The organism is Diaphorobacter sp. JS3050 (genome assembly GCF_013154915.1).
GTDB classification, from domain to species: domain Bacteria; phylum Pseudomonadota; class Gammaproteobacteria; order Burkholderiales; family Burkholderiaceae_C; genus Diaphorobacter; species Diaphorobacter nitroreducens.
Genome location: NZ_CP053553.1, coordinates 786,881 through 811,329, shown reverse-complemented (window position 1 = coordinate 811,329; position 24,449 = coordinate 786,881). Strand labels below are relative to the sequence as shown.

25 protein-coding genes and 2 pseudogenes are annotated in these 24,449 nt (G+C 63.4%); 2 read left to right on the top strand and 25 right to left on the bottom strand.

The annotated features are described in order from the left end of the window. Positions 1-4: 4 nt before the first annotated feature. Positions 5-241 carry a DUF4160 domain-containing protein gene (locus HND92_RS04035; protein WP_103738567.1) on the bottom strand — a complete coding sequence of 79 codons (237 nt, stop codon included), beginning with the start codon at positions 239-241 and terminating at the stop codon, positions 5-7. An 80-nt stretch (positions 242-321) separates the two neighbouring features. Between HND92_RS04035 and HND92_RS04030 the strand changes: the two genes are divergently transcribed. Beyond that, the gene (locus HND92_RS04030) at positions 322-657 is read left to right on the top strand and encodes a hypothetical protein (RefSeq protein WP_172206094.1); all 336 of its coding nucleotides are present in this window, start codon (positions 322-324) and stop codon (positions 655-657) included. A gap of 459 nt (positions 658-1,116) precedes the next feature. Here HND92_RS04030 and HND92_RS04025 read toward each other — a convergent pair whose 3' ends face one another. From HND92_RS04025 to HND92_RS04010, 4 genes and pseudogenes are all read right to left on the bottom strand, one after another. Beyond that, positions 1,117-2,160: a transposase gene (locus HND92_RS04025; protein WP_253940100.1), complete on the bottom strand. Its 1,044-nt coding sequence runs from the start codon at positions 2,158-2,160 to the stop codon at positions 1,117-1,119. A gap of 238 nt (positions 2,161-2,398) precedes the next feature. Further along, positions 2,399-2,815 (bottom strand): annotated as a pseudogene (locus tag HND92_RS04020) (class I SAM-dependent methyltransferase); the annotation flags it as partial. A gap of 145 nt (positions 2,816-2,960) precedes the next feature. Further along, a complete protein-coding gene (locus tag HND92_RS04015; protein ID WP_172206092.1) occupies positions 2,961-4,646 on the bottom strand; it encodes a M10 family metallopeptidase C-terminal domain-containing protein in 1,686 nt (561 codons plus the stop codon). 308 nt (positions 4,647-4,954) lie between these two features. Next, positions 4,955-5,206: a transcriptional regulator gene (locus HND92_RS04010; protein WP_172206090.1), complete on the bottom strand. Its 252-nt coding sequence runs from the start codon at positions 5,204-5,206 to the stop codon at positions 4,955-4,957. 125 nt (positions 5,207-5,331) lie between these two features. Here HND92_RS04010 and HND92_RS04005 point away from each other — a divergent pair, with 125 nt between their 5' ends. After that, complete coding sequence (locus HND92_RS04005) at positions 5,332-6,540, top strand: site-specific integrase (protein WP_172206088.1); 1,209 nt, start codon at positions 5,332-5,334, stop codon at positions 6,538-6,540. Here HND92_RS04005 and HND92_RS04000 read toward each other — a convergent pair whose 3' ends face one another. The 20 genes and pseudogenes from HND92_RS04000 to HND92_RS03905 all read right to left on the bottom strand — a co-directional run bounded on the left by HND92_RS04000 (position 6,541) and on the right by HND92_RS03905 (position 24,446). Then, positions 6,541-7,050, bottom strand: a complete 510-nt coding sequence (locus tag HND92_RS04000) for a PIN domain-containing protein (RefSeq protein WP_172206086.1) — start codon at positions 7,048-7,050, stop codon at positions 6,541-6,543. Continuing rightward, on the bottom strand, positions 7,031-8,110 hold the full coding sequence (locus tag HND92_RS03995) for a helix-turn-helix domain-containing protein (RefSeq protein ID WP_172206084.1): 1,080 nt from the start codon (positions 8,108-8,110) through the stop codon (positions 7,031-7,033). The genes HND92_RS04000 and HND92_RS03995 overlap by 20 nt, the downstream gene beginning before the upstream one ends. Before the next feature lie 150 nt (positions 8,111-8,260). After that, positions 8,261-8,689 carry a holin family protein gene (locus HND92_RS03990; RefSeq protein ID WP_172206082.1) on the bottom strand — a complete coding sequence of 143 codons (429 nt, stop codon included), beginning with the start codon at positions 8,687-8,689 and terminating at the stop codon, positions 8,261-8,263. After that, positions 8,686-9,204 carry a glycoside hydrolase family 108 protein gene (locus tag HND92_RS03985; protein WP_172206080.1) on the bottom strand — a complete coding sequence of 173 codons (519 nt, stop codon included), beginning with the start codon at positions 9,202-9,204 and terminating at the stop codon, positions 8,686-8,688. The genes HND92_RS03990 and HND92_RS03985 overlap by 4 nt, the downstream gene beginning before the upstream one ends. Further along, complete coding sequence (locus HND92_RS03980) at positions 9,201-9,530, bottom strand: phage holin family protein (RefSeq protein WP_172206078.1); 330 nt, start codon at positions 9,528-9,530, stop codon at positions 9,201-9,203. The genes HND92_RS03985 and HND92_RS03980 overlap by 4 nt, the downstream gene beginning before the upstream one ends. Before the next feature lie 9 nt (positions 9,531-9,539). Continuing rightward, complete coding sequence (locus HND92_RS03975) at positions 9,540-10,610, bottom strand: phage late control D family protein (protein WP_172206077.1); 1,071 nt, start codon at positions 10,608-10,610, stop codon at positions 9,540-9,542. A 12-nt stretch (positions 10,611-10,622) separates the two neighbouring features. Beyond that, positions 10,623-10,859 carry a tail protein X gene (locus tag HND92_RS03970; protein WP_172206075.1) on the bottom strand — a complete coding sequence of 79 codons (237 nt, stop codon included), beginning with the start codon at positions 10,857-10,859 and terminating at the stop codon, positions 10,623-10,625. Then, complete coding sequence (locus HND92_RS03965) at positions 10,856-11,755, bottom strand: phage tail protein (RefSeq protein WP_172206073.1); 900 nt, start codon at positions 11,753-11,755, stop codon at positions 10,856-10,858. Before HND92_RS03965 ends, HND92_RS03970 begins: the two co-directional genes overlap by 4 nt. A gap of 1,763 nt (positions 11,756-13,518) precedes the next feature. Further along, a pseudogene (locus HND92_RS19545) lies at positions 13,519-14,571 on the bottom strand (phage tail tape measure protein); the annotation flags it as partial. Between the two features lie 671 nt (positions 14,572-15,242). Beyond that, positions 15,243-15,491: a phage tail assembly protein gene (locus HND92_RS03955; RefSeq protein ID WP_172206069.1), complete on the bottom strand. Its 249-nt coding sequence runs from the start codon at positions 15,489-15,491 to the stop codon at positions 15,243-15,245. 24 nt (positions 15,492-15,515) lie between these two features. Further along, positions 15,516-16,028 (bottom strand): phage major tail tube protein, encoded by a 513-nt coding sequence (locus HND92_RS03950; protein ID WP_172206066.1) that lies wholly within the window; start codon positions 16,026-16,028, stop codon positions 15,516-15,518. Next, the gene (locus HND92_RS03945; protein WP_172206064.1) at positions 16,028-17,218 is read right to left on the bottom strand and encodes a phage tail sheath protein; all 1,191 of its coding nucleotides are present in this window, start codon (positions 17,216-17,218) and stop codon (positions 16,028-16,030) included. Before HND92_RS03945 ends, HND92_RS03950 begins: the two co-directional genes overlap by 1 nt. A gap of 70 nt (positions 17,219-17,288) precedes the next feature. Further along, the gene (locus tag HND92_RS03940; RefSeq protein ID WP_253940137.1) at positions 17,289-17,606 is read right to left on the bottom strand and encodes a hypothetical protein; all 318 of its coding nucleotides are present in this window, start codon (positions 17,604-17,606) and stop codon (positions 17,289-17,291) included. Further along, positions 17,606-18,055: a hypothetical protein gene (locus HND92_RS03935; protein WP_172206062.1), complete on the bottom strand. Its 450-nt coding sequence runs from the start codon at positions 18,053-18,055 to the stop codon at positions 17,606-17,608. The genes HND92_RS03940 and HND92_RS03935 overlap by 1 nt, the downstream gene beginning before the upstream one ends. Then, the gene (locus HND92_RS03930; protein ID WP_172206060.1) at positions 18,052-19,464 is read right to left on the bottom strand and encodes a hypothetical protein; all 1,413 of its coding nucleotides are present in this window, start codon (positions 19,462-19,464) and stop codon (positions 18,052-18,054) included. Before HND92_RS03930 ends, HND92_RS03935 begins: the two co-directional genes overlap by 4 nt. Further along, entirely contained in the window at positions 19,464-19,775 is a 312-nt protein-coding gene (locus tag HND92_RS03925; RefSeq protein WP_172206058.1) for a hypothetical protein, read from the bottom strand. The genes HND92_RS03930 and HND92_RS03925 overlap by 1 nt, the downstream gene beginning before the upstream one ends. A gap of 12 nt (positions 19,776-19,787) precedes the next feature. Further along, on the bottom strand, positions 19,788-20,348 hold the full coding sequence (locus HND92_RS03920; protein WP_172206056.1) for a hypothetical protein: 561 nt from the start codon (positions 20,346-20,348) through the stop codon (positions 19,788-19,790). A gap of 12 nt (positions 20,349-20,360) precedes the next feature. Next, positions 20,361-20,567 (bottom strand): hypothetical protein, encoded by a 207-nt coding sequence (locus HND92_RS03915; RefSeq protein WP_172206053.1) that lies wholly within the window; start codon positions 20,565-20,567, stop codon positions 20,361-20,363. A gap of 12 nt (positions 20,568-20,579) precedes the next feature. Further along, the gene (locus tag HND92_RS03910; protein WP_172206051.1) at positions 20,580-23,741 is read right to left on the bottom strand and encodes a DUF4815 domain-containing protein; all 3,162 of its coding nucleotides are present in this window, start codon (positions 23,739-23,741) and stop codon (positions 20,580-20,582) included. 12 nt (positions 23,742-23,753) lie between these two features. Beyond that, positions 23,754-24,446 carry a hypothetical protein gene (locus HND92_RS03905; protein WP_172206049.1) on the bottom strand — a complete coding sequence of 231 codons (693 nt, stop codon included), beginning with the start codon at positions 24,444-24,446 and terminating at the stop codon, positions 23,754-23,756. Positions 24,447-24,449: the final 3 nt, after the last annotated feature.

Genomic DNA, 24,449 nt, shown 5'->3' with positions numbered 1-24,449 from the left:
TGTTTCAGGTGCCAAAGAATGCATTCCATGCCTCCTTTAAAGAAGATTGGTGAATTTTCACCATCCGTTGAATCTTGCTTAAATCTTGTGCAGAGAAACCCATGCTGCGTGCAACCGCCGCATCATGTAACCACACTTTGGCGGTCGCTGCATCCTTGTCGATATGCACATGGGGCGGCTCGTTCGGCTCGTGGCTATAAAAATAGAACCGAAATCCATCCACTCTCAAAATTGTTGGCATATGTTGTTTGGCCAGCAGGGTTAGCGGGAGCGGGGCATGCGGCCTCAGTGTAGGCAGTGCTACGGATTGAGGCAACTAAAGTGGGTGTCCTTTGTATTGAAGGGGCTTACCAAGGCTGGCGCGCCCATCTGATTGACACCGCCCGGCGCAGCCCCTGGCTGCTGCCAGGGCAGGTGCAGCGCCTTGCGCGCACCCCCGGTTTTGCTGGCTGCCGTGTGCAGGTCAAGAAACTGCAGCAACTGGCGCGCGCCGAACACCAGCGGCGCATGCCGGGCCAAGCCGTCCTGGCGCTGCCGCGCGTGCTGTACGTGCAGCGCCTGGCCAGCGGCCAGCTGCGACTGTCGCAGCTGCGCCGTCGCTATACAGCGCAGACCTCGTGTGCTGCCAACACAAGGGGTGACAGAACCTGCCACTGAACCGTGCGCGGGGCTGCCACCCCCGCTGCATCGAGACTTCGAGGCTGGAAAGCCTCACGATTCCGTCGCCAATCGGGATCAGACTGCGATAGCCGCATGCGCGTAGTTGCGCTGGTGCGGCTGTAACGGGGCGCTGCAGGCTGCAATGCCTGCTTCGACCCCATTCGAGACACAGGACAGAACGAGTTTGGGCGACACGGACACGGCCGCCGGGAGCAAATGCCCGGATGTGCCTGTCGATGGGCGTGTGGGTAGCAGGCAGGTGTGTACGGGTGCAGCCAAGGCACTGCTTAAGGTGCTCGACAAAGCCCCCGAGGCAGCCCTCGCAGCCCTGCATTGAAACTGGAGCGGCTTTCTGCTGTGGCAATGAAGGTGAGGGGGCCTTTTGTGAGCCCCTCGGAAGAATGATTTTGATAGCTGCCAGCGCTTGCTGCATAAGCGCTGGAGGCCTATTTGGCTTCAAGCCACGCGTTCTGGTCTGGGGGACAGCATTTGGCGGGCGGTGGCCATGCCGCGCAGGGCGCGTGCCTGGCGCCGGGCAGCCAGTTGAGCCAAACTGGCCGGCGTGCCCACCGCGTTGGCAAAGGAGCGAAAAAAGGTATCGGCGCAGGCAATGAACGCCTCGGTGTCCATGCCCAGGCGCTGCAGCAAGGGCGGCACATGGTGGGCAATGGTGCCACGCTTTGTGGGGTGAACCACGCGGCCCACGGTGTCCACCAAGTCCAGGTATTCCTGCAGCCCGAACGGTACTGCCTGGGCAAACCTGCCGGTAGGGTCGAACGGCATCAGCGGTGCCTCGGGCAGGCAGGCCAGGGCCTGCTCGGGCAGCAAGTGGGGCAGAGGCGCAGCGGCGCCAGGCGCGCTGCTGTGCTGCGCAGCCTGCAGAGGCGCCTGCGGCGCCTGCACCGGCACAAAGGGCTGGCCCCGCAGCTCGGCCAGGCGGGCGGCGATGGCCGTGTGGGCGCTGTCCTCCAGGCTCTCGGCCATGCCGGCGCGCACCGGGTTCAAGTCCACATAGGTCATGGCCGACAGCAGGGCCTGCTCGTCCAGCAGCGCCTGGCTCTTGAAGCGCCCCTCCCAAAAGCGGCCTTTCACGCCGTCTTCGGCATTGGCCTGGCGCGCAATCGACTCGTTGAGCACGCGCATGAACCACGACAGTTCAAACAGACGGGCGCGGTAGGTGTCCGCCAGTGCTTGCACCTGCTCGAGTTGCGCCTGGCCCATCAGGGCGCGCTGCGGCGGCTGCAGGAACTGCTGCACCAGCAAGGGGCCGGTGAAGAGCTGCGTCCAGCGGCGCAGCACCTCTTCATCGCTCCAGCCGCGGGCACGTGCTGCATCCACGCGCAGCACGACGTGGTAGTGGTTGCTCATGACGGCGTAGGCTGCCACGTCGATGGCAAAGACCGAGGCCAATTCACGGATGCGCGTTTCCACCCAGCCACGGCGGTGTTCAAAGTCCTGACCGGAGTGCGCGTCGTGCCCGCACAGGAAGGCGCGGCGCACGCAGCGGTTGACAACGTGGTACCAGGGCGTATCGGCCAGGGAAACGAGGGCGCAGCGGGGCGGGTCATGGGGTGAGTGTAGGGCGTGCTGATTATTTAGGCAACTAAAGTGGGTGTCCTTTTATTCAGGGCGTATCGGCCAGGGAAACGAGGGCGCAGCGGGGGCGGGTCATGGGGTGAGTGTAGGGCGTGCTGATTATTTAGGCAACTAAAGTGGGTGTCCTTTTATTCACAATTCACACTTTGAGCTTGCGCCGGATGAAATCGACGATGACCGCGCGGTTCTCATCGCTGATCCAGCTCCAGATGCCGTGCAGGCCGATGTAGTCAAAGTCTGGCAGGTCAGCGCGGTCGGCAAACTCGGCGAAGGCTTGGTCGTAGAGTTTGGCCTGGTTGCCGGAGACGGATGCCAGTTCCTTGGCAAAACCTGCCTGGGCGGGGTTGAAGTCGGTGCCGCTCCATTGGGTGATGCTGGCCGCCGCATGCAGGTTGGTGCTGACGCCCTGGCCAAAGCCCAGTTCACAGGCGGTGCCGAACTCGGGGCAGACCAGGCCGTTGTTCAGGAAAGCGAGTTTGACCCGCAGAGGGTTGAGTTCGGTGTAGTAGCCAAAGGTGTAGCCAATGTCGGCTACGTAGCCGGCGGTCCAGTCTGTCATTGCTTGTCCTTTTATCTGGGGGTCTTTTGTGAGCACACCATTTCTCTGACGCACTCAGAAAAAACCCCACCCCTCTTGCGAAGGATGGGGTCATGAGGCTTTCACCTCAAGCACCTACCTGCGGCAGGTGCTTGTCTCTGAGAGATTAGGCGAAGACAAAGTTAGCAGCGCCGAAGTCGGCAGCGGTCACGCCAGTCAGCGTCACAACAAAGTCCACCGTGCCGTTGCCATCGAAGTCAACTTGCAGATCGTTGGTATTAACAGCATCGGTGAAGCCGATTTGGGTTTTGCCAGCGGTTGCCGAGAAAGCCGTCGTGCCGGTGAACACAGCCGAGCCGGTTTGCAGCGAAGCTGCGAACTGGACCAAGTCGGCATTCACGTTGAAACCACCAACGGAGTCCTTAGCTGCTGCGTTCGATTGCTCGGCAACAGTGAAAACCAGCTTGTCAGCACCCGTACCCAGAGTGATCTGGTCAGCGCCTTTGCTGCCGAAGATGGTGTCGCCCTTGTTCGAAGCGGCGTAGGTGTCCACAGCTTCGCCGCCCTTGAAGGTCACAGCAGCGGTGCTGTTCGCAGCAGAGATCGACACGGCACCCTTAGCGGCCGAAGCGTCGATGCTCGACAGAGCAGCAGCGCTCACCGTAGCCACCGAAACGTCGCCCACACCGGTGATGGTGATGGTCTTCAGCTGCGCACTCGTCAGAGTGTCGAGCTTGAATGCACCAGCGCCAGTTTCCGAAGAAGAAGCGATGTTCACAGCTTCCACGCCATTGGCCAGAACCGTCACTTTGGAGGTCGCCAAGTCAGCGCCATCCTTGTCGGTCGTCAGGTTCAGCACGTCGGCCGTACCGGCGATAGCACCCTTCACGTCCACGGTCACGGTAGCGGCAGCCGTGGAGGCGCCGTCCAACTGAACGGTGCCATTGTTGGCCAGATTAGACAGCGTCAGATTGGCACCAATCTTTCCAACGACCTCAAAGCTGTTCACGCCAAAGTAGTCAGCGTTCAGCGTTGCTGCTGCGGCGATATCACCGGTCACTGCCAGTACTTCCACATTGGTCACTGCGGCAGCCTTGGTGAAAGCGGTAGCGTCGGTCAGAGCGATAGCCAGCGTATCCTTACCAGCGCCGCCGTCCACCACATCTTTGGCGTCGAAATTGGCGATTTCAAAACGGTCATTGCCAGCGCCACCCTTGACCGTCAGGTCGTTGGCAGCACCGGTGTACTTCAGCGTCACACCAGCGGAATTGGCCGAAGCATCCACCGTCTTGATGGCAGCGATGGCTTCGGACACGGTCACGGCCTTGTCGCCGGAGATGGTCAGCGAGGTAAGCTTGGTACCGTTGTTCGTCAGAGTCACGTCGCTAGCAGCCGAACCGGTTGCAGCCAGGGTGAAGCCAGTGGCGGTTGCCGACTTGACGTCCAGGGTAGCCTTCGTGACGTTGGCCACGGTTGCCTTCTGAGCACCGTCCAGCGTCACAGTGGTCGTTGCTGCCGAATTGGACAGCTTGACTTCTTGAGCAGCGGTGGTCTTGATAGTGGCAGTAGCGCCGAGAGCGGCACCGTCCAACTCAACCGACGTCACGCCTGCCAGCGTGGAGATATCCACAGTGGCTGCTGCCGTCACGGTACCGCCCTTGATATAGACGTTTTCCACGTTCTTCAGGGTCGGCAAAACGGTCTCTTCCACCTTCGTAGCGGTACCGATGTACAGCTTGAAGGTGTCGGTACCTGCACCGCCGTCGATTTGGTCGCCAGCGCCAGCATTGCCGGTTTGGGTGTTGTCGCCAATGATGGTGTCGTTGCCAGCAGTACCAACGATGTTGTCCACACCTGCAGTGAGCATAATAGCCCGGTACTCACCAATCCCTTTATAAGTCAAAGACTTACGCGCGTTTTGAAGCTCCCAAAACGCCCACTTCCGACCACTTTCCTACCGCAAAAGGCATATTTTCAGTCTGATAGGATATTTCCTTTGTCTTTTCAAAGGCTTAGCCGCATCACCTATCTATATAGACGCAATTTGCAGCCAATCCGACGTACCAACTACCTACCAACCGAAGCCATCTAGTGCAAAGGCCACCCAATGTGTCTCATCAGGTGGCCTTTGTGCCTTTTGGGTGGCTCGGGATGCTGTGCTCATTGTGGCCCATCAGGCGGGTTTTGTGCCTTGAGAATGACGCCAATCGCCCCGTCATCACGCGTGACGAATTCGATGCCAGCCAGGCTCAGTGCCTTGACCACCTTGTTGAGTGTTGAGCTGCGGCTGTCGGCCAGCGCCCCTTCCATGCGCAGCAGCGCCGACATCGAGATGCCCGAGGCCTGGAGCAGGTCCTCCCGGCTCCAGCCCAGCATCGCGCGCGCGGCGCGGATCTGTCTTCCGTCGATCATGGTCGACTCCTTCCTTTTTTTTTCGGTCTTGGTAGGTGAATATTTCTGTTTGATTAGACGCTTTTTATGTCCTTTCCGGCGCATTGTATCGTAGTATGACCCTCAATAGATAGAGGAGCACGACGATGCCAGCACAAGCGTTGACGACCGAATTCCTGGCCACGCTGCCAGGTCGCGAGCCTGCCTCCGGGGCCGTGAGTTACTTCGATACGGAGATCAAGGGCTTCTTGCTGGAGCACCGGGCCAGTGGCGGAGCAACCTTCTACTTCCGCTACCGCGATGCGGCCGGCAAGGTGCGACTGAACCGGATTGGCCGGGCCGATGAGATTTCGGTGTCGGACGCCCGGGCCAAGGCGCACAAGATGAAGCAGATGGTGACCGAGGGTGGTGACCCCAAGGTGGAGAGCCATCGCTTCAAGGATGTGCCGACCTTCGGGGATTTCGTGGCCGAGCGGTATCTGCCCTACGCCAAAACGAGGAAGCGCAGCTGGGAAACGGATGAGACGATGTTGCGCAATCACCTGCTGCCGGTGTTTGCCGATTTCCGGATGAACCGGATCACCCGCTCCGATGTGGTGGCGTTCCACCACGCGGTGTTCGAGAAGGGTTACGCGGCCGGCACCTGCAACCGGATGATCGTGCTGATGAAGTTCATCTACAACTGCGCGATCCGCTGGGACATCTTGCCGCCCAAGGGCAATCCTTGCGATGGCGTGGAGCCCTTTGAGGATCACGGGGCGCGGGAGCGTTACCTGACGACCGAGGAGGTGCAACGACTGTTTGATGAGCTGGACACCAACCGCAATGTGCAGGTGGGCCAGGTGATCCGGCTGCTGCTCTACACCGGTGCTCGCAAGCGAGAGGTCCTGGACGCCCGGTGGGACGAGATCGACTTCAGCCGCCGGATACTGACGGTGCCGGCGGCACGGTCGAAGTCGAAGAAGCCGCGCCACATTCCCCTGTCGGACGCGGCCATCGAGTTGCTGCAGTCGCTGCCCCGGCAGGAGGACATCCCCTGGGTGTTCTTCAACCCCAGGACCAAGAAGCCACCGGTGTCGATCTTCTACGCCTGGGACTCGATCAGGAAGAAGGTGGGCTTGGGCGAGGTGCGGCTGCACGACCTGCGCCACAGCTACGCGAGTTTCCTGGTCAATGCCGGGCGGTCGCTGTACGAGGTGCAGAAACTGCTGGGTCACCACGATCCGAAGGTGACGATGCGCTACGCGCACCTGTCGCCGCAGGCGATGCTCGAGGCGGTCAACGTGGTGGGGAATGTGGTGGGGCGGAGGCCGGTGGTGACGGCGGCGAATCAGGCTGCGGTAGCCACGGTGTAATCAGCGCAACGCCTCGAGCATCTTTTCTGCATCAGGCCAGGGCAAGCGACGCTTGCCCTCTTTCATTTTGTGCAAGGCCTTGAGCGCATCGTCCACAGTCAGCAGCTGGTTTTCGACCATGGCGCACAGCAGACCGATGGTGCCCATGACCGTGACCGACTCCTTGATGGCCACGATGCGCAAGTTGGCATCACCTGTCAGTAGCGTGCAGGATTCTTGTTTCGCCAGTGCCAGCGCCAGGTAATCGTTGTGACTGGGCTTGGCGCCGTTCTTGGCAGGCAGCGTCGGGTTGTACTGACCGGGCAGCAGGGCGGCGTATTTCACGAAGTCACCGCTGACCTCCATGATCTGCAAACCCATCTGCTCAAGCCCCGGACTGCCCTCTTCGATCTCTTCGTAGTACAGCAGATCAGGAATGCCGAACTGCATCGGAAGCCGGAACAGCGTTTCCATCAACGCCCCGGCCTCCATGTCAATCAAGATGTTGGCATCACTGATAAGCAACCGCATCCGACGACTCCAGCTGGCGTTCTTTGTGGAAGCGCATCATCGGGATGCCCAAGAGTTCTGCGGCCTTGCCTTCAGAGATGTATTGCTCGGCCAAGGCGCGGTAGACCAACTGATCGAAAAGTCGTGGATGCTCCTTCGGCAACGGATCACCGGGCTCGTTCTTGCGCCAGCCCTTGGTAGAAAATCGTTTGACCATCGACAGGTGGAACGCGTCGGTAATCACGCCACACTGCTTGGCCCGCTGCAGCCATCCGGCCATCGACAGCCCGAACTCGTGCTTGAGCACATACAGCTCTTGCCATTCCAGCGCGTGACGCTGTTGCCCCAGCAGGTGAATCACCGCCACACGCGGGGCCAAGAAAGCACCAGCGAATCGGTTACACGCCTTCTCCTCGTCAAGGCCGTCAGCGAGCCGCCCCTCGAGCATCAGATGCCCCAACTCGTGGGCCAGGGTGAAGCGCTGCCTGTCTCCGGGCCAGAGCTTGGACACGGCCACCACGGGATACTCGCGACCATCGTCGGTACGCGCCTTCGCGGTCAATCCCGAGAACTTGGGGTTTTCTTCGTCGACCACGATGACCAGCAACCCAACCGCTTCGAGGGTGTCGGTGAGATCAGCGATGGGGTTCATGCCCAGTTGCCAGGCATTGCGCACTCGATCCGAGAAGGCCTCGATCTCATCGAGCGACTCGATGCGTTCAGGCAGGCCTTCGGGCGGTGCGAACGCCAGCAGGGGCGATTCCGGAAAGGCACCGAGCAACTCGACACGCTTTTCCACCAACTCCACCACCTTGAGCTTGAGCGCATCCTGTGCCGTCTTGCCAAAGGAGGAGAGTTTGCGGAACTCCGGCTGGAGCAGCTCTACCGTGTGCGTGCGGAAAAAATACTCGGTGCGAATGCCGCAGGCACGCGCCAGCTTGAGCAGCTGCGACGAGGATGGCGTCAGCAGACCCTTCTCGTATTTCTGGATGGCGGTGTGCGACACACCGATTTTTTCGCCCAAAGCACCCAACGTCAAACCTGCCGCCAGTCGTGCTTGACGAATGCGATCTGCAATCATGACGTCTCCTTGGGCTTGGTTTAAAAAGTAAACGATTTTACCAAGTTTTTAAACCTCGGTGAAGGAGAAACGCCAAACGAAAAAATCCCCCGACCCCACCACCCGTAAAGGCAGTGAGATCGGGGGATCGTCGTTTCAGGTGGTCGTGCGCTACCGTGCCGGTCCACGCCACTTGTCAAAGCTGCGCGCACCCGTATAGCCCAGGTAGCCCGCACCAAACAGCCACCACAGGCTCTCGGGCACCGCACCCAGCAGTTTGTTCAGGTTCTCCGCTGCCTGGAAGACGTGCGTCGGCCACCAGATGCCGATGATGGCGCCCATCACGCACAGCAGAATCACGCCGTAGATCACGTACAAAAACGTCGGCCGTGCCCGGCTGGTCCAGGGGTCCTGCGAGTTGGCTTCAGCCAGAATTGCCGACAGGCTGGTCTGCATCTCCTGCAGTGCCAGCTGCCCTTCGGCCTGCAGCAGCGCGAGCTTGGCTTTTTCCCGCTCGGTGGGGTCCGGTACCAGGCGGTCGATCAGCCGACTGCCAGCTTCCAGCAGGCCCGGGGCCAAGGTGGTGAGGATCGGGGTCATGCCGTGCCCTCCACGAACTCTGCCATCCGGTTCATCCAGCCAGCGGCGAACGCCGACTGCTTGGGGTCGTTCGTGATCAGCCGCCCGAGGTGACGCAGGCGCTGGCCCAGCACCTTGCCGTAGAGCACACCTTGGTCGGCGGCAGCCAGTGCGGCGCGGGTCTGGGGACCGATCACGCCATCGGCCATGACACCGAGCGCCGACTGCAACCACTGCACTGCGCGCTTCGGCCCGGAATGCACGCCGGCATCGACCAGCAGATGCAGCAGCGCTGGATGCGTGACGGCTTCGAACCCCGGAGCAGTGATGTACTTTTGGCGGTAGATGGCACGGGCTTCGGCCTCAGTCAGCGCCTGCACTTCAGTGGCCATTGCCGGACGACCGAGCTGGCGCCAGCTGCCCAGCGTCTGCGCCGTGATGCCGAAGTTCGTCGGCCCGCCCCGGTCGGCCGGGTGATTCACGTAGCCGCCTTCGCGGCGCAGGATGTCATCCAGAATCTGTTCGATGGCGTTCATGGCCGCTCCTTGCTGGTGGGATTGCCGAGGCGCGTCTGCGCCCAGCGCTCAAACTGGTACAGCGCCCGGCTGCCCATGTGGCCCGAGACGCCCACCAGTGCTGCCGTGACGAGGGGATCGAGCTGCGCGGCCTCGCACAGCCAGAAGGTGATGAGGCCTGCGAAGGCCGAGGTGGCGATCTCACCGATGAGCTCAACCACATTGAAGACGCGGGTCTCGCCAGATTTGACCTTGCGGTAGAAACTTACCAGGCCACCCCAGGCGGCCAGACCCGTCACCCACAGGTAGGTGATCAAGCCGTAGGTCGAAGGATCTTTTTCGGGCATACGGGCTCCTTATTCGTTCTGTTGTTCAATTGCTGTGATGGGAACGGGGGCGGCGGTGAAGCGCTCGCACTCGACCTGCGTCGTGTAGCCCTGGTTGCCCAGGCGGTGCTCGACGCGCTTGATGCGCCAGTCCGTGGGGATACCCGGGCGCAGATTGATGGACAGCCTGCCTTCAGCCGCCAGCCTTGGATCGCCCGGCAGGCTGAACGACAGCTCGCCTTGTCCCCGCTCGCCGGTGTTCTTGCGCGTCGCCGCTGCCGCCTTCGCTTCCGCTTCGGTGGCATGGACGTAGCGGATTTCCTCGAATGGTGGCGATCCGGTGGTCACCTCCCGGCGCTCGCCTTTCTCGAAATCCCACCAGTACGCCTTGGTGCCGCCGGTGCTGACCTGCGGCGGCGACTGACCGTTTTCTCCCTGGGCGCTGCCGGTGCCCGCCGGCTTGCGGGCACTGTGCTGGTAGCGCCACTGGGCGAGCTGCTCAGGTTCGAGCCGCAACGTCGGCAGCACCTGACCGGTGACAGTCTTGGCCGCGCCCTGGCGGGCGAGCACCAGAAATCCCGCCACGGGTTTGGCCACTGCATCGTGTTTGGCGGCCAGACGGGTGAGCAACGCCATGTCCGACTCGGCGGTCTGGTCCAGATGCGGGACGGCGATGGCGCCCAGTTCGGGATCGATCTTGGCCTGGTAGCGGTGTTCAGCCGCGATGACGCTGACCAAGCCCCCGAGCGTGGTCTCCTCCCAAGAACGCGTCTTCGGGCTGCGAAACGGTCCGACCATGTCGGCCGCTTTGGCCGACACCGACAGCGTCGCTGGAGGCGAGCGGATCTCGATCTCATCGACGATGAATTGGCCCATCGCCACCCAGGATCGGCCGGCATAAGACAGCGAGACTTCGAGCACCGTGCCGATCTTGGGCAGTTGGGCGATGGCGCCATCCGCACGCCGTCGGTCGTCCAGCGTCAGACGAAGGGCATCGGAAGATAGACCGGCTTCGTCGGTCACGACCAGCTCCAGCAGCCGGTCGGCCACGGCGCGGGTGATATCGGTACGGTCGGCAAGGATCAGGAAGGTGGGTTGCATCGCGTCTACTCCTTACGACCAGATCCGAACCAGCGGCAGCACCGGCTGGTCATGAAGTGCGGGTAGAAATACCGGCGTGCCCGCAGGCAAACGCAGCATCTGCCCCACTGGCAGCCGTGCCAATTGGCGGTTGGCCTCGATCACCAGCGGCAGCACATCGAGGCGGCCGTAGTGTCGCCAGACCAGGGCATCGAGCATCTCGCCCTCGCGGGCGGTGAGCACTTGGGCGTCGAACGGTTTGCGGCTCATGGCAAGGCCTCCTGCAACCAGACCAAGGCGGTGCGGGTTTTTTCCAGCAAGGCGATGAGCTCGCCGGCAATCTCGCTGTGGCGCTGGCTGTAGAGCACCGGGTCGCTGCGCGCCTGGATCTGGGCAGCGGTGGTCCACAGCGCATTGATCGCGGCGAGCAAGGCGGTGATCTGCGCGTCCAGTGCAGCAGATGAACTCAGCGGGGCATTGGCCGCCGTGATCACCTGCTGCACCAGCGGGTCGACCGCGTGGATAGTCAGCCCGGCCGACCTCAGCTGGCTGTGCAGGCCATTGAGACTGGAACCAAAGCTCGAGAGCAGTTCCTTCAAGGCGGTGTGGATCGAGGCCACGGAAGTGAGTTCAGTGGCATTGCCCAGGTCATTGAGCAGACCGGGCAAGGACCCGAGCAGGTCATCGACGGCGCCGAGGGGGTCGGTGAGCACCGAATCGATGACCGAAAGCACGGCGAACGGACTCCAGCCACCCGAGTAGTCTGTGACGGTCTCGTCCTCACCGTAGGCCTTGAGCTTCATGTCGAACCCCACCCGGCGCGGCTGGCCGTCGTCCATCAGCACGCTACGGGTGTCACCGACTTCAACGATCACCCACGACCCCCACACCCGCCCAAGGCCATCGACCAGTTGCAGGGGTTCGCCCCGGTCGGCCAGTTCGCGCATTTCTTCGACTTGTGCCAAGCCGGCATCGAACCCCGGAAACAGCACGCCCTGCAGCCGGATCTCGGCAGGCTCGCGGCCCGTGAACTGCAGCGCGGGTTCGCGTCCGATACGGGCCTGCTCGGGCCAGCGCCAGGACTGGCTCATGGCCAGGCTCTGGTAGGTCGCTTGCCCCATCTCGAAACGAAACGGCCCCAGGGCCAACATCACGCGTTCGGCCATGGCGAACCTCCGCAACAGGAAATGGAACTCAGGGCAGAAGAAGATCAGTCGTGCAATGCCGCGCTGGAGCCGCGCAGAGCGTCCCGGATCAGGCTGCGTAACCGGCCTTCGAGCAGATCGGCCAGGGCCTGCGGGTCGCTGCCTGCAGGTGCATGGATAGTGATCTGCGGGGCGAAGTGGATCGTGGGGGCGCCTGGAGCCACTGGTGCCCCGGGCATGGACGGTGCCACACGAGTTGGATCGTTCACCGGGACTGGCTGGGCACGCTCCGGAGCCACCACATCGCCAGGCTCATCTTTGACCGATGGCAGTTGCGGTGTAGGCGCGCCCTCCCTCACCGGTCGCAGCGCCGGTACGGGTACATCGCTCCGAGCAGGCAGCGCCAAGCCCAGCGACGGACGCTGCGGCGAGGGCAGCCGCAGACCCGGTTGCTCGACCGGTACAGCGGGCTCAGGTTCTGGCGCGGCCGAGACAAACGAAGGCGCCACCCTCGGCATGACCAGCGCTGGCATGACAGCCGCACCAAGCGACGGCGACTGCATCGCCGGCATACCCGGTTCCGGTGGCACCACTTCCGGGCTGGCCAGCGACAACGGCACGGCCTGCAGCGACTGCGCCAGTTGCCCGACCTCATTCACCACCGCTGGCCCGGCCGCCGCCACCCCTTGCGCCAAGCCGAGCGACAGCGCACTGCCCAGCGTGGCAAACACCCGCGACGGACTGTGGATGCCCAGCATCGCCTTGAAACGGTCGCGCACCCCGGCGGCGACCTCACCCACGGCGGCCACGGCTTGCTGCGCAGCATTGCGCACGCCTTGGGCAAGACCTTGCAGCATCGCACTGCCCAGCGCCATGAACTGGCCTGGCAGATCACGCAACGCTGTCAGCATCGAACCGATCACCGACTGCAGTGCCTGCAGTGGATTGGGCGAGCTCAGCGCAGCCGTCAGTTGCTGCCAGGCCGACTGCGCCCCGCTGACCACGCTGGCCCACAGGCTGCCGAAGAACCCCGAGAGCGGTTGCCAGGCGGCTTGCAGCGCAGTCAGCGGCGAGAACGACAGCAGCCACCGAAAGCCTTCCATCACCCAGCCCACCAAGGTGCCCACGGCCCGAATCGGGAACGTCAGCGCCATCAAAGCGGTGCTCAATACGCTGCCGATCACCATCCCGAGGGACTGGCCCGATGCCGAGAGGCTGTCGAATTCATCCTTGGAAAGCGTCACCGGCGCGAGCAACTCGCTCACCCAGCCGACCAGGCCGCTGACTGCATCGGCGACAACCCCGAAGACCGACGCCACCGCCTGGCCGATGGGTGCCAGTGGCGCCAGCGCCGTGGTCAAACTGGTGATGGCCGGCTGCAGCGCCGAGCCGATGCCTTGAAACACTCCGCCGACATAGGCAGCAATGGGGTCCCAGTATTTGCGGATCACCAAGGCAAGGCCTGCGACGGCGACCCCGATGCCAGCGACGATCCAGGTGATCGGGTTGGTCAAGAGCGCAGTCGTGGTGGCACCAATGGCCGGCAGCATCGACCAGAAGGCCTGCGCTGCCGACTTGATCGGCGCGATCAGCCCGAGGGCTCCGGTCTGCATCCGACTCCAGGCCAGCGACAGAATGCCCGCACTGGTGCCCGTCGCTGCCGCCTGCACTTGCAGCAACGCCAGACCGGCCCGCGCCGATTGAAACGCCACCTGCGCACCGAGGATCGGCCCCTTCACGAAGGTCCAGGCATAGCCCAATGCGATGGTGGCCACCTTCAAGCCCAGCACGGCACCGACGGTGCCCACCACCACTTGCGTGACGATAGGAAACCGTTCGGCGAGATGGGCCAGGCTATCGATAGGCCCCATCAACGCGCCCACCAAGTTGTTCAAGGCCGGCAGCAGCGCATTGCCCACCGTGATGCCCAGCCGGCTCATCTGGTTCTTGAGGAGCTGCAGATTGTTCGCGGTGGTGGCCGAGCGCGCCTCGTACTCCTTCTGCATTGACCCAGCGTAGGCCGTTTGATCGGCGACCAGACCCACCGCCTTCTCGTAGGTCTCCATCGAGCCCACCAGCTTGGCGATATCGTCGGCGTACTCCATGCCGAAGAGATCCGACAGCGTGCCCATCAGGTCCGGGGCCTTCTTCACCTGCTGCAGAAAGGTGGTCAGCGCTCCTTGGGCGTCACGCTGGATCATCTGCTTCATGACCTCGGCCGACAGCCCGATGTCCTGCAAGCCCTGCTGGAACTTCTCGTTCTGCTTGTCGGCGGTGGCCAACTTCATCAGCAAGGCATTGATGCCGGTAGCCGCCACCTCCGGGGGCGTCTTGAGTGCCAGGAAGGTCGCGCCCAGGGCATTGAGCTGCGCCCCGGACAGGCCGAAGAGCTTGGCGGTCGAGCCTGCACGGTTGGCGATGTTGAGCAGGTCGGATGCCTTGGCATCCATGTTGTTGGACAGATGGTTGATGGCGTCGCCGAGTTTGACCACCTCGTCCTGAGTGAGGCCGAAGATCGAGCGCAGGCCTGTCATGGCCGCACCCGCCTGCTCACCGGTTAGGTCAAATGCCACCCCCATCTTGGCGGCGTCCTCGGCAAAGCGCAGCAACTCTTCGCGGGCGATGCCGGCTTGCCCTGCAGCCGCGACGATGGCGCCGATGCCGTCAGCGGCCATCGGAATGCGCGTCGACAGCAAGAGCACATCCTTGCTCATCTGCCCGAACTGATCCGGCGTGTCGAAGTTCACCACCTTCTTGACGTCGGCCATCACCGACTCGAACTGGACCGCCGGTTGCACCAGGCCATAGAGCGCACCGCCCAGGGCCACCGCGTCCATCAACTGGGCGCGGTAGGCACTGCGGTTCTCGAGATTCCTGGCCTGCGCCTGCTGCGCCCGGCTCAAGGCTTCGGTGCGAGATCGAAGCGTCTCCAGCTGGCTGCCGAGCCGCGCAGACTCGCTGCCCATGGCGCGGGTGTTGACGCCCGCGCGCTGCAGCGACCCTGAGAGTTCATCGACGGCTGCCCGCTGGCGACGGTAGGCTTCCTCGGCTCGGGTCGCTGCGGCACGGGCGCGCTCCAACTCTCTGGCCTGCTTGGCCGTGGCACCGCCATCCTGGCCGGCAATGTTCGCTTCCAGTCCGGAAACTTTCTGCTGCGCCGCGCGCATGGCCAGTGCCGCATCCTTGGCCTGGCTGCGCAGGCTCTCCAGCTGCTTGATGCCCGACTGCTTGTTGCCCAGTTCGGCCATCGTGGAGCCCAACTGGTTCAGCTGAGCCTGGGCACCGCGCACGGCCGAGCCGAGCGAGGCCGCCAGCGTGGCACCGATGCTGATTTGAACGGGATGCGCGGTGGCCATGGGCAAACCTCAGGAAGATGGCGTTGCAGACAGCCGCCGCGCCAATGACAAGGCCTCGACCAACTCACTCACCTCCAGGGCAAGCAACTCGGATCGAGGCCAATGGGTGTAGAGGGCAAGCTCCACCACGAGGGCGGGCAGCTCACCCGGATTCACTGCAAAAAACCGCCCAGCACCTTCTGCAACTGGGCGTAGTCCTTCATATCCAGCTGGTGGATCGCCGCTGGCGGCAACTCGGCCAGGTTGGCGATCAGCCGGATCTCGCGCTCAGCGTCGGTGCCGGCCGCCTTCTGCGCGGCCAGGTGGTCGCCCACCGTGGGACGGCGCAAAGCGATCTCCTTGATCGGCAGACCGTCGTGTTCGATGGGGAAGTTCAGGGTGATGCGTTCGGGGGTGTTCATGGTGGGCTCCTTATCGTTCATTCATCACAGCCCAATCGCCGCACGAATGGCTTCCATCTGATCGGTGCCACCCACCTTCCTGACCAGGTTGATGGCATCGATCTCGATCAGCTCTTCGTCATCGATGGTCAGCCTGTAATAGCTGGCTGCCACCGAGACCTTGAGGGTGCTTTTGTCGCCAGGCTTCCAGGTGCCGGCATCGAGCTCTTTCCAGCCACCGCGCAGGTTGACGATGACGGGCTTAGCTTCCGCCCCCTGTGCCTGGATGGCACCCCGGATGGTGATTTGCGTCGCGGCGTTGTCGAGCAGTCCGAAGAGCTTGAAGACTTCCGGGTCGTGGTCGGCAATGGTCAGCTCGGCTTCGAGCTTCTCCATACCGAGGTCGATCTCGACCGGCAGATCCATACCCCCGGCGCGGTGCTCCTCGGTTTTGAGGGTGAGTTTGGGCAGTTGGATCTCGTCGATGCGTCCGGCGTAGCCGCGACCGTCGACAAAGAGGTTCATGTTCTTGAGAACCCGTGGCAGTTCGATGGCCATTACAGAATCTCCTCGAGATAGTCATCGACCAGGTGCGAGCGGAAAATAATGTGCTCAGCCGGGTACGGCGGGGTGAAGTCGAAGTTGAAGTAGATCTTCCCGTCCTGGATGGACTGGGGCGAATTGAGGTCCGGGTCGGCCCAGCACTTGCCACCGAGAATCGCGCCCTGGGATTTGAGTTGGCGCAGGTAGGCGTTGACGCCTTCGGTGACTTCCTCGACGTAGGTCTTGGTGATGTTGCGATCCACGGCCCAGAGGTGTGCTCTGAGCAGCGACTCGTTGATCATGTCGGCGGTGCGCCGCACACTGAGGAAGGCCCACTTGGGGTCCGAAGAACAGGTGCGGTTGCCCCACAAGCGGTAGCCATCCTCCTGAATGATCGTGGCCACCTCGTTCTCGTTGAGCAGGTTGGCCCGGGCATTCGGGTCACCGAGTGCAAAGTCCACCGGACGGTGGCTGCCGACGATGCCGTTGATGACATTATTCGACGGGCTCCACCAAAAACCCCGGTCGTTGTCGATCTTGGCAATCAGGCCAGCCACACGCGCCGACACCGGTTCGGTCACCACCGCCCCATTCTTCATCACCTTGACGTGCGGATCGACCACGTAGATGCGCGGTGAACCCCAGTCCTCGCGGTAGTCGATTGCAGCAGCATCTGTCGTGTTGGGGCCGTCAGCGATGATCACCGCGCGCAGGCGCTCGGCAATGCCCAAGAGTTCCGCCACCACCGGGTTCGCCAGCTGGCGGGTGTTGTCATCGGGATCAGTGGGGCGCTGGTGCGTAAAACCCGGGGCGATCAGGATGCGCGGCGTGACCTTGGCCACCGACTGCGAAGCGAGCAAAGCCTGCAGGCCGAGGTACTGACCGGCGTCATCGACACCGCCGAGCACATTCGTCTGGGTCTCGGTATCCGTCGCCCCTTCGGCCACCCGGATCACGACCACCAGCGCACCGGCCTGATCGAAGATGCCATCGATGGCCATGGGCAAGGTGCCGGTGGCACCCAGTTTGGCCGCCTCCAGGCGAGAGCCGGCAATCAGCACCGGGGTGTTCAAGGGAAATCGCTGTTCATCCGCATCCGGGGCGGTGCCAACGAGGCCGATCACCGAGGATCGGACGGTACGAATGGGACGCGGGCCGTTGTCGATTTCAACGACCTCGACCCCGTGAAGAAAGTGATCTGCCATGGGTGGTCTCCAGAAACAAAAAATCCGCCAGCGGCGGATCGGGTGAATGTGTGGTTGCAGTGCGACAGGCTCAGGCGATGGGCTTGCCCTCATCGGGCTCGATGGCCTTCTCGCAATGGTTCGGATCGAGCCGATCCAGCAGCCGACACAGCACACAGGCCCAGCGGTTGCCCTCTCGAGCTGCTTTCCCTGCGCGACTGGAGAGCGTCTCGTCTTCGTGGCCACCGAAGGCCGCGTTGGCCAGTTGGTCGTGGGCGACCGCCAGGGTCCAGGCACGGCGGGAACCGGTGACGATGGCCAATAGCATCCACAGAGACGCGATCACCGCCGCGATCTGGCACAGCCCCCACAGCCCGAGCATCGACAGGCGATATTGGATTGCGGCCATCACTGCAGCACCTCCTGCACCCGAGCCTCGGTCAAGAGGCCGCTGGCGGCGAGCGCCTGCAGGCCACCGATGGTCTGGGCATCGGCCAGATTCACCTCTTCAGCGATTTTCAACTTGTCGAGGAACACTTCGACCATGACCTCGGTCTTGGCGGCGGTGTAGATCGCGGCCAACTCCTCCATGGTGAAGCGATTCATGAAGGCGAGCTTGGTGATCACCCGGGTCGGCTCCGCCGGCGGGGTGGTCAGTGCCGCCTGCGTGGCCTCGATGGCCGCCAGCACCTCCTCGTCCGTCTTGCCGGGATAGGCATCCACCACCTTGCCCGCCTCGACCCGGTAGCGGGCCGCCAGCCGCGACTGTTTGGTGGTCAATTTGATCCAGCCGGTCTCGGGTGCGTCGGTCTCAATCACCGCCACCGCATCGTTGCGGATATCGAAATAGACACTCATACACTGACCTCCACGTAGAAGGGATAGGTGCCGCCGGTGTTGTAGCCGTTGGGAATGGGCAGCACGATTTGCGGCGGGGACACGGAGGCGGTTTGCACCGCACAGTCGTAGCCGTACACCGCACCGCTGCTGGCCGCGCTGTAGCTGCTCGACGCATTGAACGCCACCGCAAAACCCGACGCACCCCAGTGCAGCAGACTGCGACCGTCCGAGGTATTGCTGTCGGCGTACATCACCCGGGCGCTGCTCGAGCGCTTGTTGACGGTGATGACCCCCAGGCCCGCGCCGTAGTAGTAATACTGGCTGTAGAAGGCCACGGTGCTGCCATCGCGGGTCTGCATCACCTGCATCCCGGAACCCCGGGCATTGTGCCGGCCATAGCTGGTCGTCACGGCATAGGAAATGGCATTGACCAGGGCACCGAAGGTGGTGTCCCCGGTACGCGGCAAGCGCACCACATAAAGCGCAGTACCGGCGTTGAAGAAGCCGATGTAGACATCGCCGTTGTCGGTGAGCACCGGCGTGGCCCCACCGACCGCTTCGGCATTGGCTGCCGGCGTCCAGTCCGACCAGGTGAGGGTGAGCTCAAGCGGCGTGATGGCCGACAGGATCGCCTCCAGGTTGCTGGTCTCGCTCAAAGGCGGCAGATTGCGGTACAGCCGCAGCCACATCCCGCTGCTGGACGTGGCGGAACTGCCGCCCAGGATGACGAGCTCGTTGCGGGTGCGGTTGTAGGACGCCGTGCCAAAGTAGCCGTTGGGCAACCCTGGGACGGTGAAGCGGCTGATCCAGCCCCGGACGCCGTTGGAAACCACCACCGTTTCCACCTCAGCGCGGCGGGTGAGATACAGGCGTCCATTCCAAAGCAGCAGCGTGAGGCTCCCGTCGGCCAGATCGCCATTGACGAAGGCATCGTTCGCTTCGGTCTTGGTCTCCACCCCGAAGGTCGGGCTGCGCTGGGGCAGCAGGATCGCGCCACGGTTGTCGAGGTTCCAGCGGTCGTGACCGAACTCGCCGCATCGACCGGTGTAGTGGTCGTAATTGCTGTTGCTGGTGCTCGGCGCGGCAGTGGCACCGCCAAAGTTGATGGCCTGTTGCAGCGCACCGTCGTAGTAGGTCGAGGTTCCACTGGTGTTGGCCGGCCCGGACCAAGCCCCGCCCAGCGCAAACACTGGGTCCAGCGAAATCCCCAACCCGGAGGGCTGGACGGTGCCGTAAGAGGCATAGGCACTGACCGAGATGGGCGCCATCGCGGGCGCAAGATTCGGGATCTGGCGCGCCGGTTTGAAGTCGCCATCGAGCAGCCGGTAATAACTGCCGCCGCTGCCCCCGAAGTTGCACACGGCGTAACGCACATCGCTCACGGGGCGGTCACTGCGGCCGAGCGGATTGGATAGATACCGTCCCATTACGCGACCTCCTCGATGCCCCAGGCGTTGAAGCTGACCGTGGCGGCGCTGGCCTGCACCACGATCTTCTGTCCTGCAGCCAGGGAGAGCGCAGTGCGCTCCAGCACCTCGGTGGCAGCAAGGCTCACATCAAATTCAATGAACTCGCTCTCGGCCGGTGTGGCCAAAGCGGTGAGCGCCACGCGCACCTTGGCAGCCGCCGTGCCCTTGTTGCAGGCGGCGACATTGACCACCGCGCGGCGGCCGGTCGGTACTTCGTAGAGGGTTGCCAGCGTGTTGGCGGCTGGCAGCGCCGTTCCCAGAATGGACATCGAGGAGGCTCCTTAGAGTTGGGCAAGGAAGAAGGTCTTGCGCCCCAGCACCAGTTGCTGGGTGACGCTGTTGGCAGCGGCTTGCGCTGTGGCTACCGCCTGATCGGCTGCGCTTTGCGTGGCGGCAATCGCCTGGTCGCGAGCACTGGCCGATTGCTGGATCGCGGTCTGGGCAGCGGCATTGACGGTGGCCACCGTGCTGGCCTCGGTCTGCGCCATCACGGCCAAGGCCGCGTTCTTGGTCTGGGTGACCGAGGATTCCGCTGCCGTCTTGGTGGCGGTGATCGCGGTCTCGGCCGCTGTCTTGGTGGCCGTGACGTTGGCAATGGCCACATCGGCGGCCGTGGCGATGGTGTCGAGCGTCGCCGACTCCACTGCGTTGGCGTGCGCCGACATCTCCGCCATCTTGATGTCGCCCATCTCCTCGACCTCGAGGACGGTGGCGCGACCACCGATGCGGTCGATGGCGGTGCCGAGATACGCCAGCTCTTCGGGTGTGGCGATCTCAGCGGCGGTTTCGATCTTGGCTTTGATCGCGCGCACCGCATCGCGCAGCAAGGGGTCTTTGGCCATGGGGTGTGCTCCTTAAAAGCCGAACTGGTGAAACACCCGCAGTTGCTGGCGGTGCAGCCGTTCGGTGAGTTGGTCTTGCCCCTGCTGGGTGGACACCTCCTGCGTGGCCACATCCGCATCGATGCGGGTGATGGCCTCACGCAGGTTCAGGACGTCTTCAGACAGCAGGTGCTCGGGGTGCGGCAGCGGGTAGCCGCGCGGCGTGCGCTCCTGGGTCATCGCTCACCCCCATCAGGTGACGATGACGCGCAGGTTGCGCACGAAGGGCCGGTGCTGGGGATTGCCGGACAACGCCAGCTTCACGCGCGTGGTGCGGTCGGCACCGACGCCTACGAGGCTGGTGGCCTTGTAAGTCCGCTCGACCCAGCCGTTGCCCACCTCCACGCCAGAAGACAAGGACAGCGCCTGGAAACTGCCCGGCGTGCCTGACTCCGCCTGCACCGAGACACTCGAGGTGCCGGGCGTCAGCGCATCGAAGGTCACCGACACATTGAAGGTGGCAGCAGCCGGAATCGCACGCGACAGGTAGTCCCCCGCTGCCTCCAGCGTGCCGAACACCAGCTGCGTGCCCGGGTAGAGGATCGGACTGGCCGTCTCCGTGCCAGTCAGCTTGGCCGACACCGCCAGGTTGCCCGAGAGCTTCTCCGACAATGCCAACCCCTGGTCTTCCGACAAGGTGTAGATCCGCCCCTGGGCATCGGTCGCCAGGAACTGCACGTCGGTGCCGGCGGCCGGACGCTCGACGCCCGCAAGGGCCATTACATCCGACAGATTCGTCACGGTGTACTGGCCCAGCGAGACCGTCTTGCTCGTCTGCGAAAACCTGCAACCCAGCAGCCGAAACGTCAGGTCCTGCGTCTGGTGCGGTGTCCAGGTGATGCCGTTGGAGGACGAGAGCAGTACCCCGATCTGGTAGGGCTGCGCCGTCACCCAACCGGTGCGCGGGTCGTACTTGCCGAGCTCGGCCACCGACACGGCGTGGTTCGCATCGTCGGTGAGCACCACGATGGCGTACTCGCGGTTGGCCTCAAGTGCCACCGGATCGAGGGTGATCCGGGTCGGGTTGCCATCGGTCTTGATGTCAGCAGCCGCCAGGCGACCTTCAGTCAGCACGGTCGTGGTCGGGAGGCCCACTTGGGTTTCACGGATCTGCACGATCACTGGCGCAGCGCCGCCCTTGGTGGTGAACCACAACTCCAAGCCACCGATGGTGCGGCGCTCGGGCAACGTGAAGGTCTGCGCCAGTGGGTCCCAGCGACGCACTACCGTGGTCAGGATGCGACGACGGGTCTCCGTCACGATCTGACCTCGCCCGACATAAGTCGCCGAACCGTAGCTGCCGCCGGCACCCACGAATTCCACCAGCTTGGCGCCAGCCGGAATCGCCTGCGGGATCTGGAAGCTGCCCGTGAGCAGACCGGAAGCATTGGCTGCCGTGCCGGCCGGCTGGCTGATCCCGATGCCATCGAAGCGCAGTTGTGCCAGGGCTTCGTTCGGCCCAAACCCCATGACCGTGTAGGCGACCTGCAGACTGCGCAGGAACTGCGCTTCCTCACTCGAGGACGCCAGCACCTGCTCCGAACGACGCGTCTCCACGACCTGCTCGAGCACACCGCTGCCGGTGATCAAGCGCTCGGTGACGTTGGACGCCCAAGTGGTATTGGTCACCGTGAACTGGTCGACAGCCGGGTTCAAGGTGACCCGGGCCGGCACTGGCTCGAAGGCCTGGTAGGGGTTGATCTTCATCGCACCCGTGCGAGCCAACTGCTCGATCACCGGGGTCAGGGTGTAGTCGAGCGTAATGAGGACGTTGCTGTTGTCCTTGGCGTGCTGGGCCGAAGCGGTGATCGGCAGCGTGAGGACACCGGCCACAATCGCGCCGGTCTGGGCCACACCCTGGTCGCGCAGATCGTCGTCGAGGAAGTTGTCGACAAAGAGCCCCTTCTTGGCGGCGGGCTCACGGATGTTGGCATCCACGCGCAGGCGCTCCAGGGCCATGAGATCGTAGAGGTCGGCGATCTGGCGCTGCATGGCGGTCAATTCCGAGACCTTGATGGTGCGAATTGCAATGTTGCGCACCAAAGGTTCAGAGCTACTACGCCAGCTGTAAGCGATCTCAGCCAGCGCCAGGCGCGAGGCCGGGACGGTGGGTGCGACGGGATTGCGCACTTGGCTGATGCCCTTGATGCGCTCGACCTGACCATCGGCGGTGAGCGCCAGCACATCGATGCGCGGCAGCTTCCACTGGTAGTCGATGTACATCGTCGAGCCCTGTACGACGCCAGCCACTTTGAAGCCGGTGTCGGTCAATTCGGTCGGCGTGATGCTGGCGATGTACTGGTAGGTGACCTGGTAGCTCGATCCGGGAGCCGGCTCGGCACCACCCGGGCTCCAGTCGATCTCATCGCCCACCACCTTGTAGTCGGTGCCTTGCGCATAGGTGGTCGTGCCTTGTTTGACGGTGAGCACGGCCACCACCGTGGGCTCGGTCAGCACATCGCGGCTGCCGGTAAAGGCGCCGTGGATGACGGTCTCGGTCTTGGCCTGCGTCACCTTGATGTCGAGCACTTGGGCGAGCGGTGGCCGGTTGATGGTCACCACCATGGAGCCATCGCCCGAGTCATTGAAAACCTGTGGCTCGGAGGACACCCGCTGCAGATCCGGATCGATGGGCAGACGCAGGCGCTGTGATTGGCTGCGCTCAACCTTGAAGCCGTCGATGTTGGCGCGGCCCTCCGCCACGGAAAAGAGGTGCTCTTGGCTGTCGCTGTCCTGGGAGAGATAGCGCACGCCCAGCCCCTCGGTCACGTAGTGGCCGTTGGCGTCATAGTCGTAGCGCGCCAGACTCGCAATCACGCCATCGAGCACGGGCGGCTGGCGGCGGTTCTCGAGGATGCCATTGTCCAGCGCGTAAACAGCGTGGAAGTCACCGGGCTGGCCGTCACTGGTGCCGGCACCTTCCCAGCCCCAGGCGAGGGTCTCCTGCAGACGCCCGGCACCCGGCTCCTGGTAGTTGCGCACGCCAACAGCGGGTTCGCGCAAGGCGGGATCTTCGAGTTCGGTGACCGTGCGGGTGGTGAAGCGCACGCCGACGGCAACCCGACCATCAACAGGCACTGTGAACGTGGCGGCAGGCACCTCGCGCACCGCGCCGCGCAGATAGACGCGGCCGGCTTCCAGCGTCACGAGCCCCGTGTCGGCATCGATCTGCAAGTTGGCCCCGCTGACGATGTCGCCGTCCTTGAGCAGCGCATCGGCCACGCTTTGCAGGCGGTGGATCAGCGTGCTCTGGATCTCGTTGAGTTCTCGGGATTGCAGGCCATCGCCGGCGCGGAACAAGAGCTGGGTGTAGTGCTTGGCCGGGTCAAACAGGTTGTAGTAACGCTCGATCATGGATGGCCTCGCTTAGAACGTGACGACGAATTCGAAGGTCTCGCGCGTCGAAGGCTGGCGCACGATGGGCACCGAGTTCTGCAGCACGAGGAGGATGCCGGGCTCAACGACTTGGCTCGGCACGAAGAATTTCTGCCCAACGGGCAATTGAGGATTGGTGTGGGTGCCGACGAATAGGCCCTGCTCACGCACGATGGAGGTCGCGGCATCCTCGAAGTCAAACCGCACCCGAATGAAAAGGTGGTTCGTGGGCTCGGTGACCAGCCGGTAGCGTCCAGTCGGCACCACGATCTCGCCCTCGGGGTCGGCGGCAACGAAATGCACCTCGTCCACCACTCGGCGGCCGACTTCGCGCAGCAGCGCCGTCTGGCCAATCGACTCGGGCGGGTGCGAAATCTTGAAGTGGATCGTGACGTCACCGCCTTCCGGGATGGCGCTGGCCGGCAGACGGCGGATCACGCCCTCACGGGCATTGGCGCTGTAGTCCACATCGAGCAGGTACTCGGTCTGGTCATTGAGCGAGGTGACGCGGATGTCGGCCAGGTGCGTAAAGCCCAGCTCGATCACACCCGCTTCATCGAAGGATGTGCTGATCGCCTTGGTGGTGTCCCACAGCGGATCGCCCTCGCCCAGGGCGAGGTGCAGGGTTTGTTCTTTGATCGCGGCGGCAAGCGCAGCGCGACCGCTGGCAGTCAGGATGGCCATCGG

Coding starts and splice junctions, on each gene's coding strand:
- HND92_RS03935 (WP_172206062.1), bottom strand. CDS start 18,055: ATGAGTGTCTATTTCGATATCCGCAACGATGCGGTGGCGGTGATTGAG.
- HND92_RS03990 (WP_172206082.1), bottom strand. CDS start 8,689: ATGACCCCGATCCTCACCACCTTGGCCCCGGGCCTGCTGGAAGCTGGC.
- HND92_RS03925 (WP_172206058.1), bottom strand. CDS start 19,775: ATGTCCATTCTGGGAACGGCGCTGCCAGCCGCCAACACGCTGGCAACC.
- HND92_RS03945 (WP_172206064.1), bottom strand. CDS start 17,218: ATGGCAGATCACTTTCTTCACGGGGTCGAGGTCGTTGAAATCGACAAC.
- HND92_RS04010 (WP_172206090.1), bottom strand. CDS start 5,206: ATGATCGACGGAAGACAGATCCGCGCCGCGCGCGCGATGCTGGGCTGG.
- HND92_RS03950 (WP_172206066.1), bottom strand. CDS start 16,028: ATGGCCATCGAACTGCCACGGGTTCTCAAGAACATGAACCTCTTTGTC.
- HND92_RS03965 (WP_172206073.1), bottom strand. CDS start 11,755: ATGGCCGAACGCGTGATGTTGGCCCTGGGGCCGTTTCGTTTCGAGATG.
- HND92_RS03955 (WP_172206069.1), bottom strand. CDS start 15,491: ATGAACACCCCCGAACGCATCACCCTGAACTTCCCCATCGAACACGAC.
- HND92_RS03995 (WP_172206084.1), bottom strand. CDS start 8,110: ATGATTGCAGATCGCATTCGTCAAGCACGACTGGCGGCAGGTTTGACG.
- HND92_RS03975 (WP_172206077.1), bottom strand. CDS start 10,610: ATGCAACCCACCTTCCTGATCCTTGCCGACCGTACCGATATCACCCGC.
- HND92_RS04005 (WP_172206088.1), top strand. CDS start 5,332: ATGCCAGCACAAGCGTTGACGACCGAATTCCTGGCCACGCTGCCAGGT.
- HND92_RS03985 (WP_172206080.1), bottom strand. CDS start 9,204: ATGAACGCCATCGAACAGATTCTGGATGACATCCTGCGCCGCGAAGGC.
- HND92_RS04035 (WP_103738567.1), bottom strand. CDS start 241: ATGCCAACAATTTTGAGAGTGGATGGATTTCGGTTCTATTTTTATAGC.
- HND92_RS03920 (WP_172206056.1), bottom strand. CDS start 20,348: ATGGCCAAAGACCCCTTGCTGCGCGATGCGGTGCGCGCGATCAAAGCC.
- HND92_RS03915 (WP_172206053.1), bottom strand. CDS start 20,567: ATGACCCAGGAGCGCACGCCGCGCGGCTACCCGCTGCCGCACCCCGAG.
- HND92_RS03970 (WP_172206075.1), bottom strand. CDS start 10,859: ATGAGCCGCAAACCGTTCGACGCCCAAGTGCTCACCGCCCGCGAGGGC.
- HND92_RS03980 (WP_172206078.1), bottom strand. CDS start 9,530: ATGCCCGAAAAAGATCCTTCGACCTACGGCTTGATCACCTACCTGTGG.
- HND92_RS03910 (WP_172206051.1), bottom strand. CDS start 23,741: ATGATCGAGCGTTACTACAACCTGTTTGACCCGGCCAAGCACTACACC.
- HND92_RS03940 (WP_253940137.1), bottom strand. CDS start 17,606: ATGGCCGCAATCCAATATCGCCTGTCGATGCTCGGGCTGTGGGGGCTG.
- HND92_RS04000 (WP_172206086.1), bottom strand. CDS start 7,050: ATGCGGTTGCTTATCAGTGATGCCAACATCTTGATTGACATGGAGGCC.
- HND92_RS03905 (WP_172206049.1), bottom strand. CDS start 24,446: ATGGCCATCCTGACTGCCAGCGGTCGCGCTGCGCTTGCCGCCGCGATC.
- HND92_RS03930 (WP_172206060.1), bottom strand. CDS start 19,464: ATGGGACGGTATCTATCCAATCCGCTCGGCCGCAGTGACCGCCCCGTG.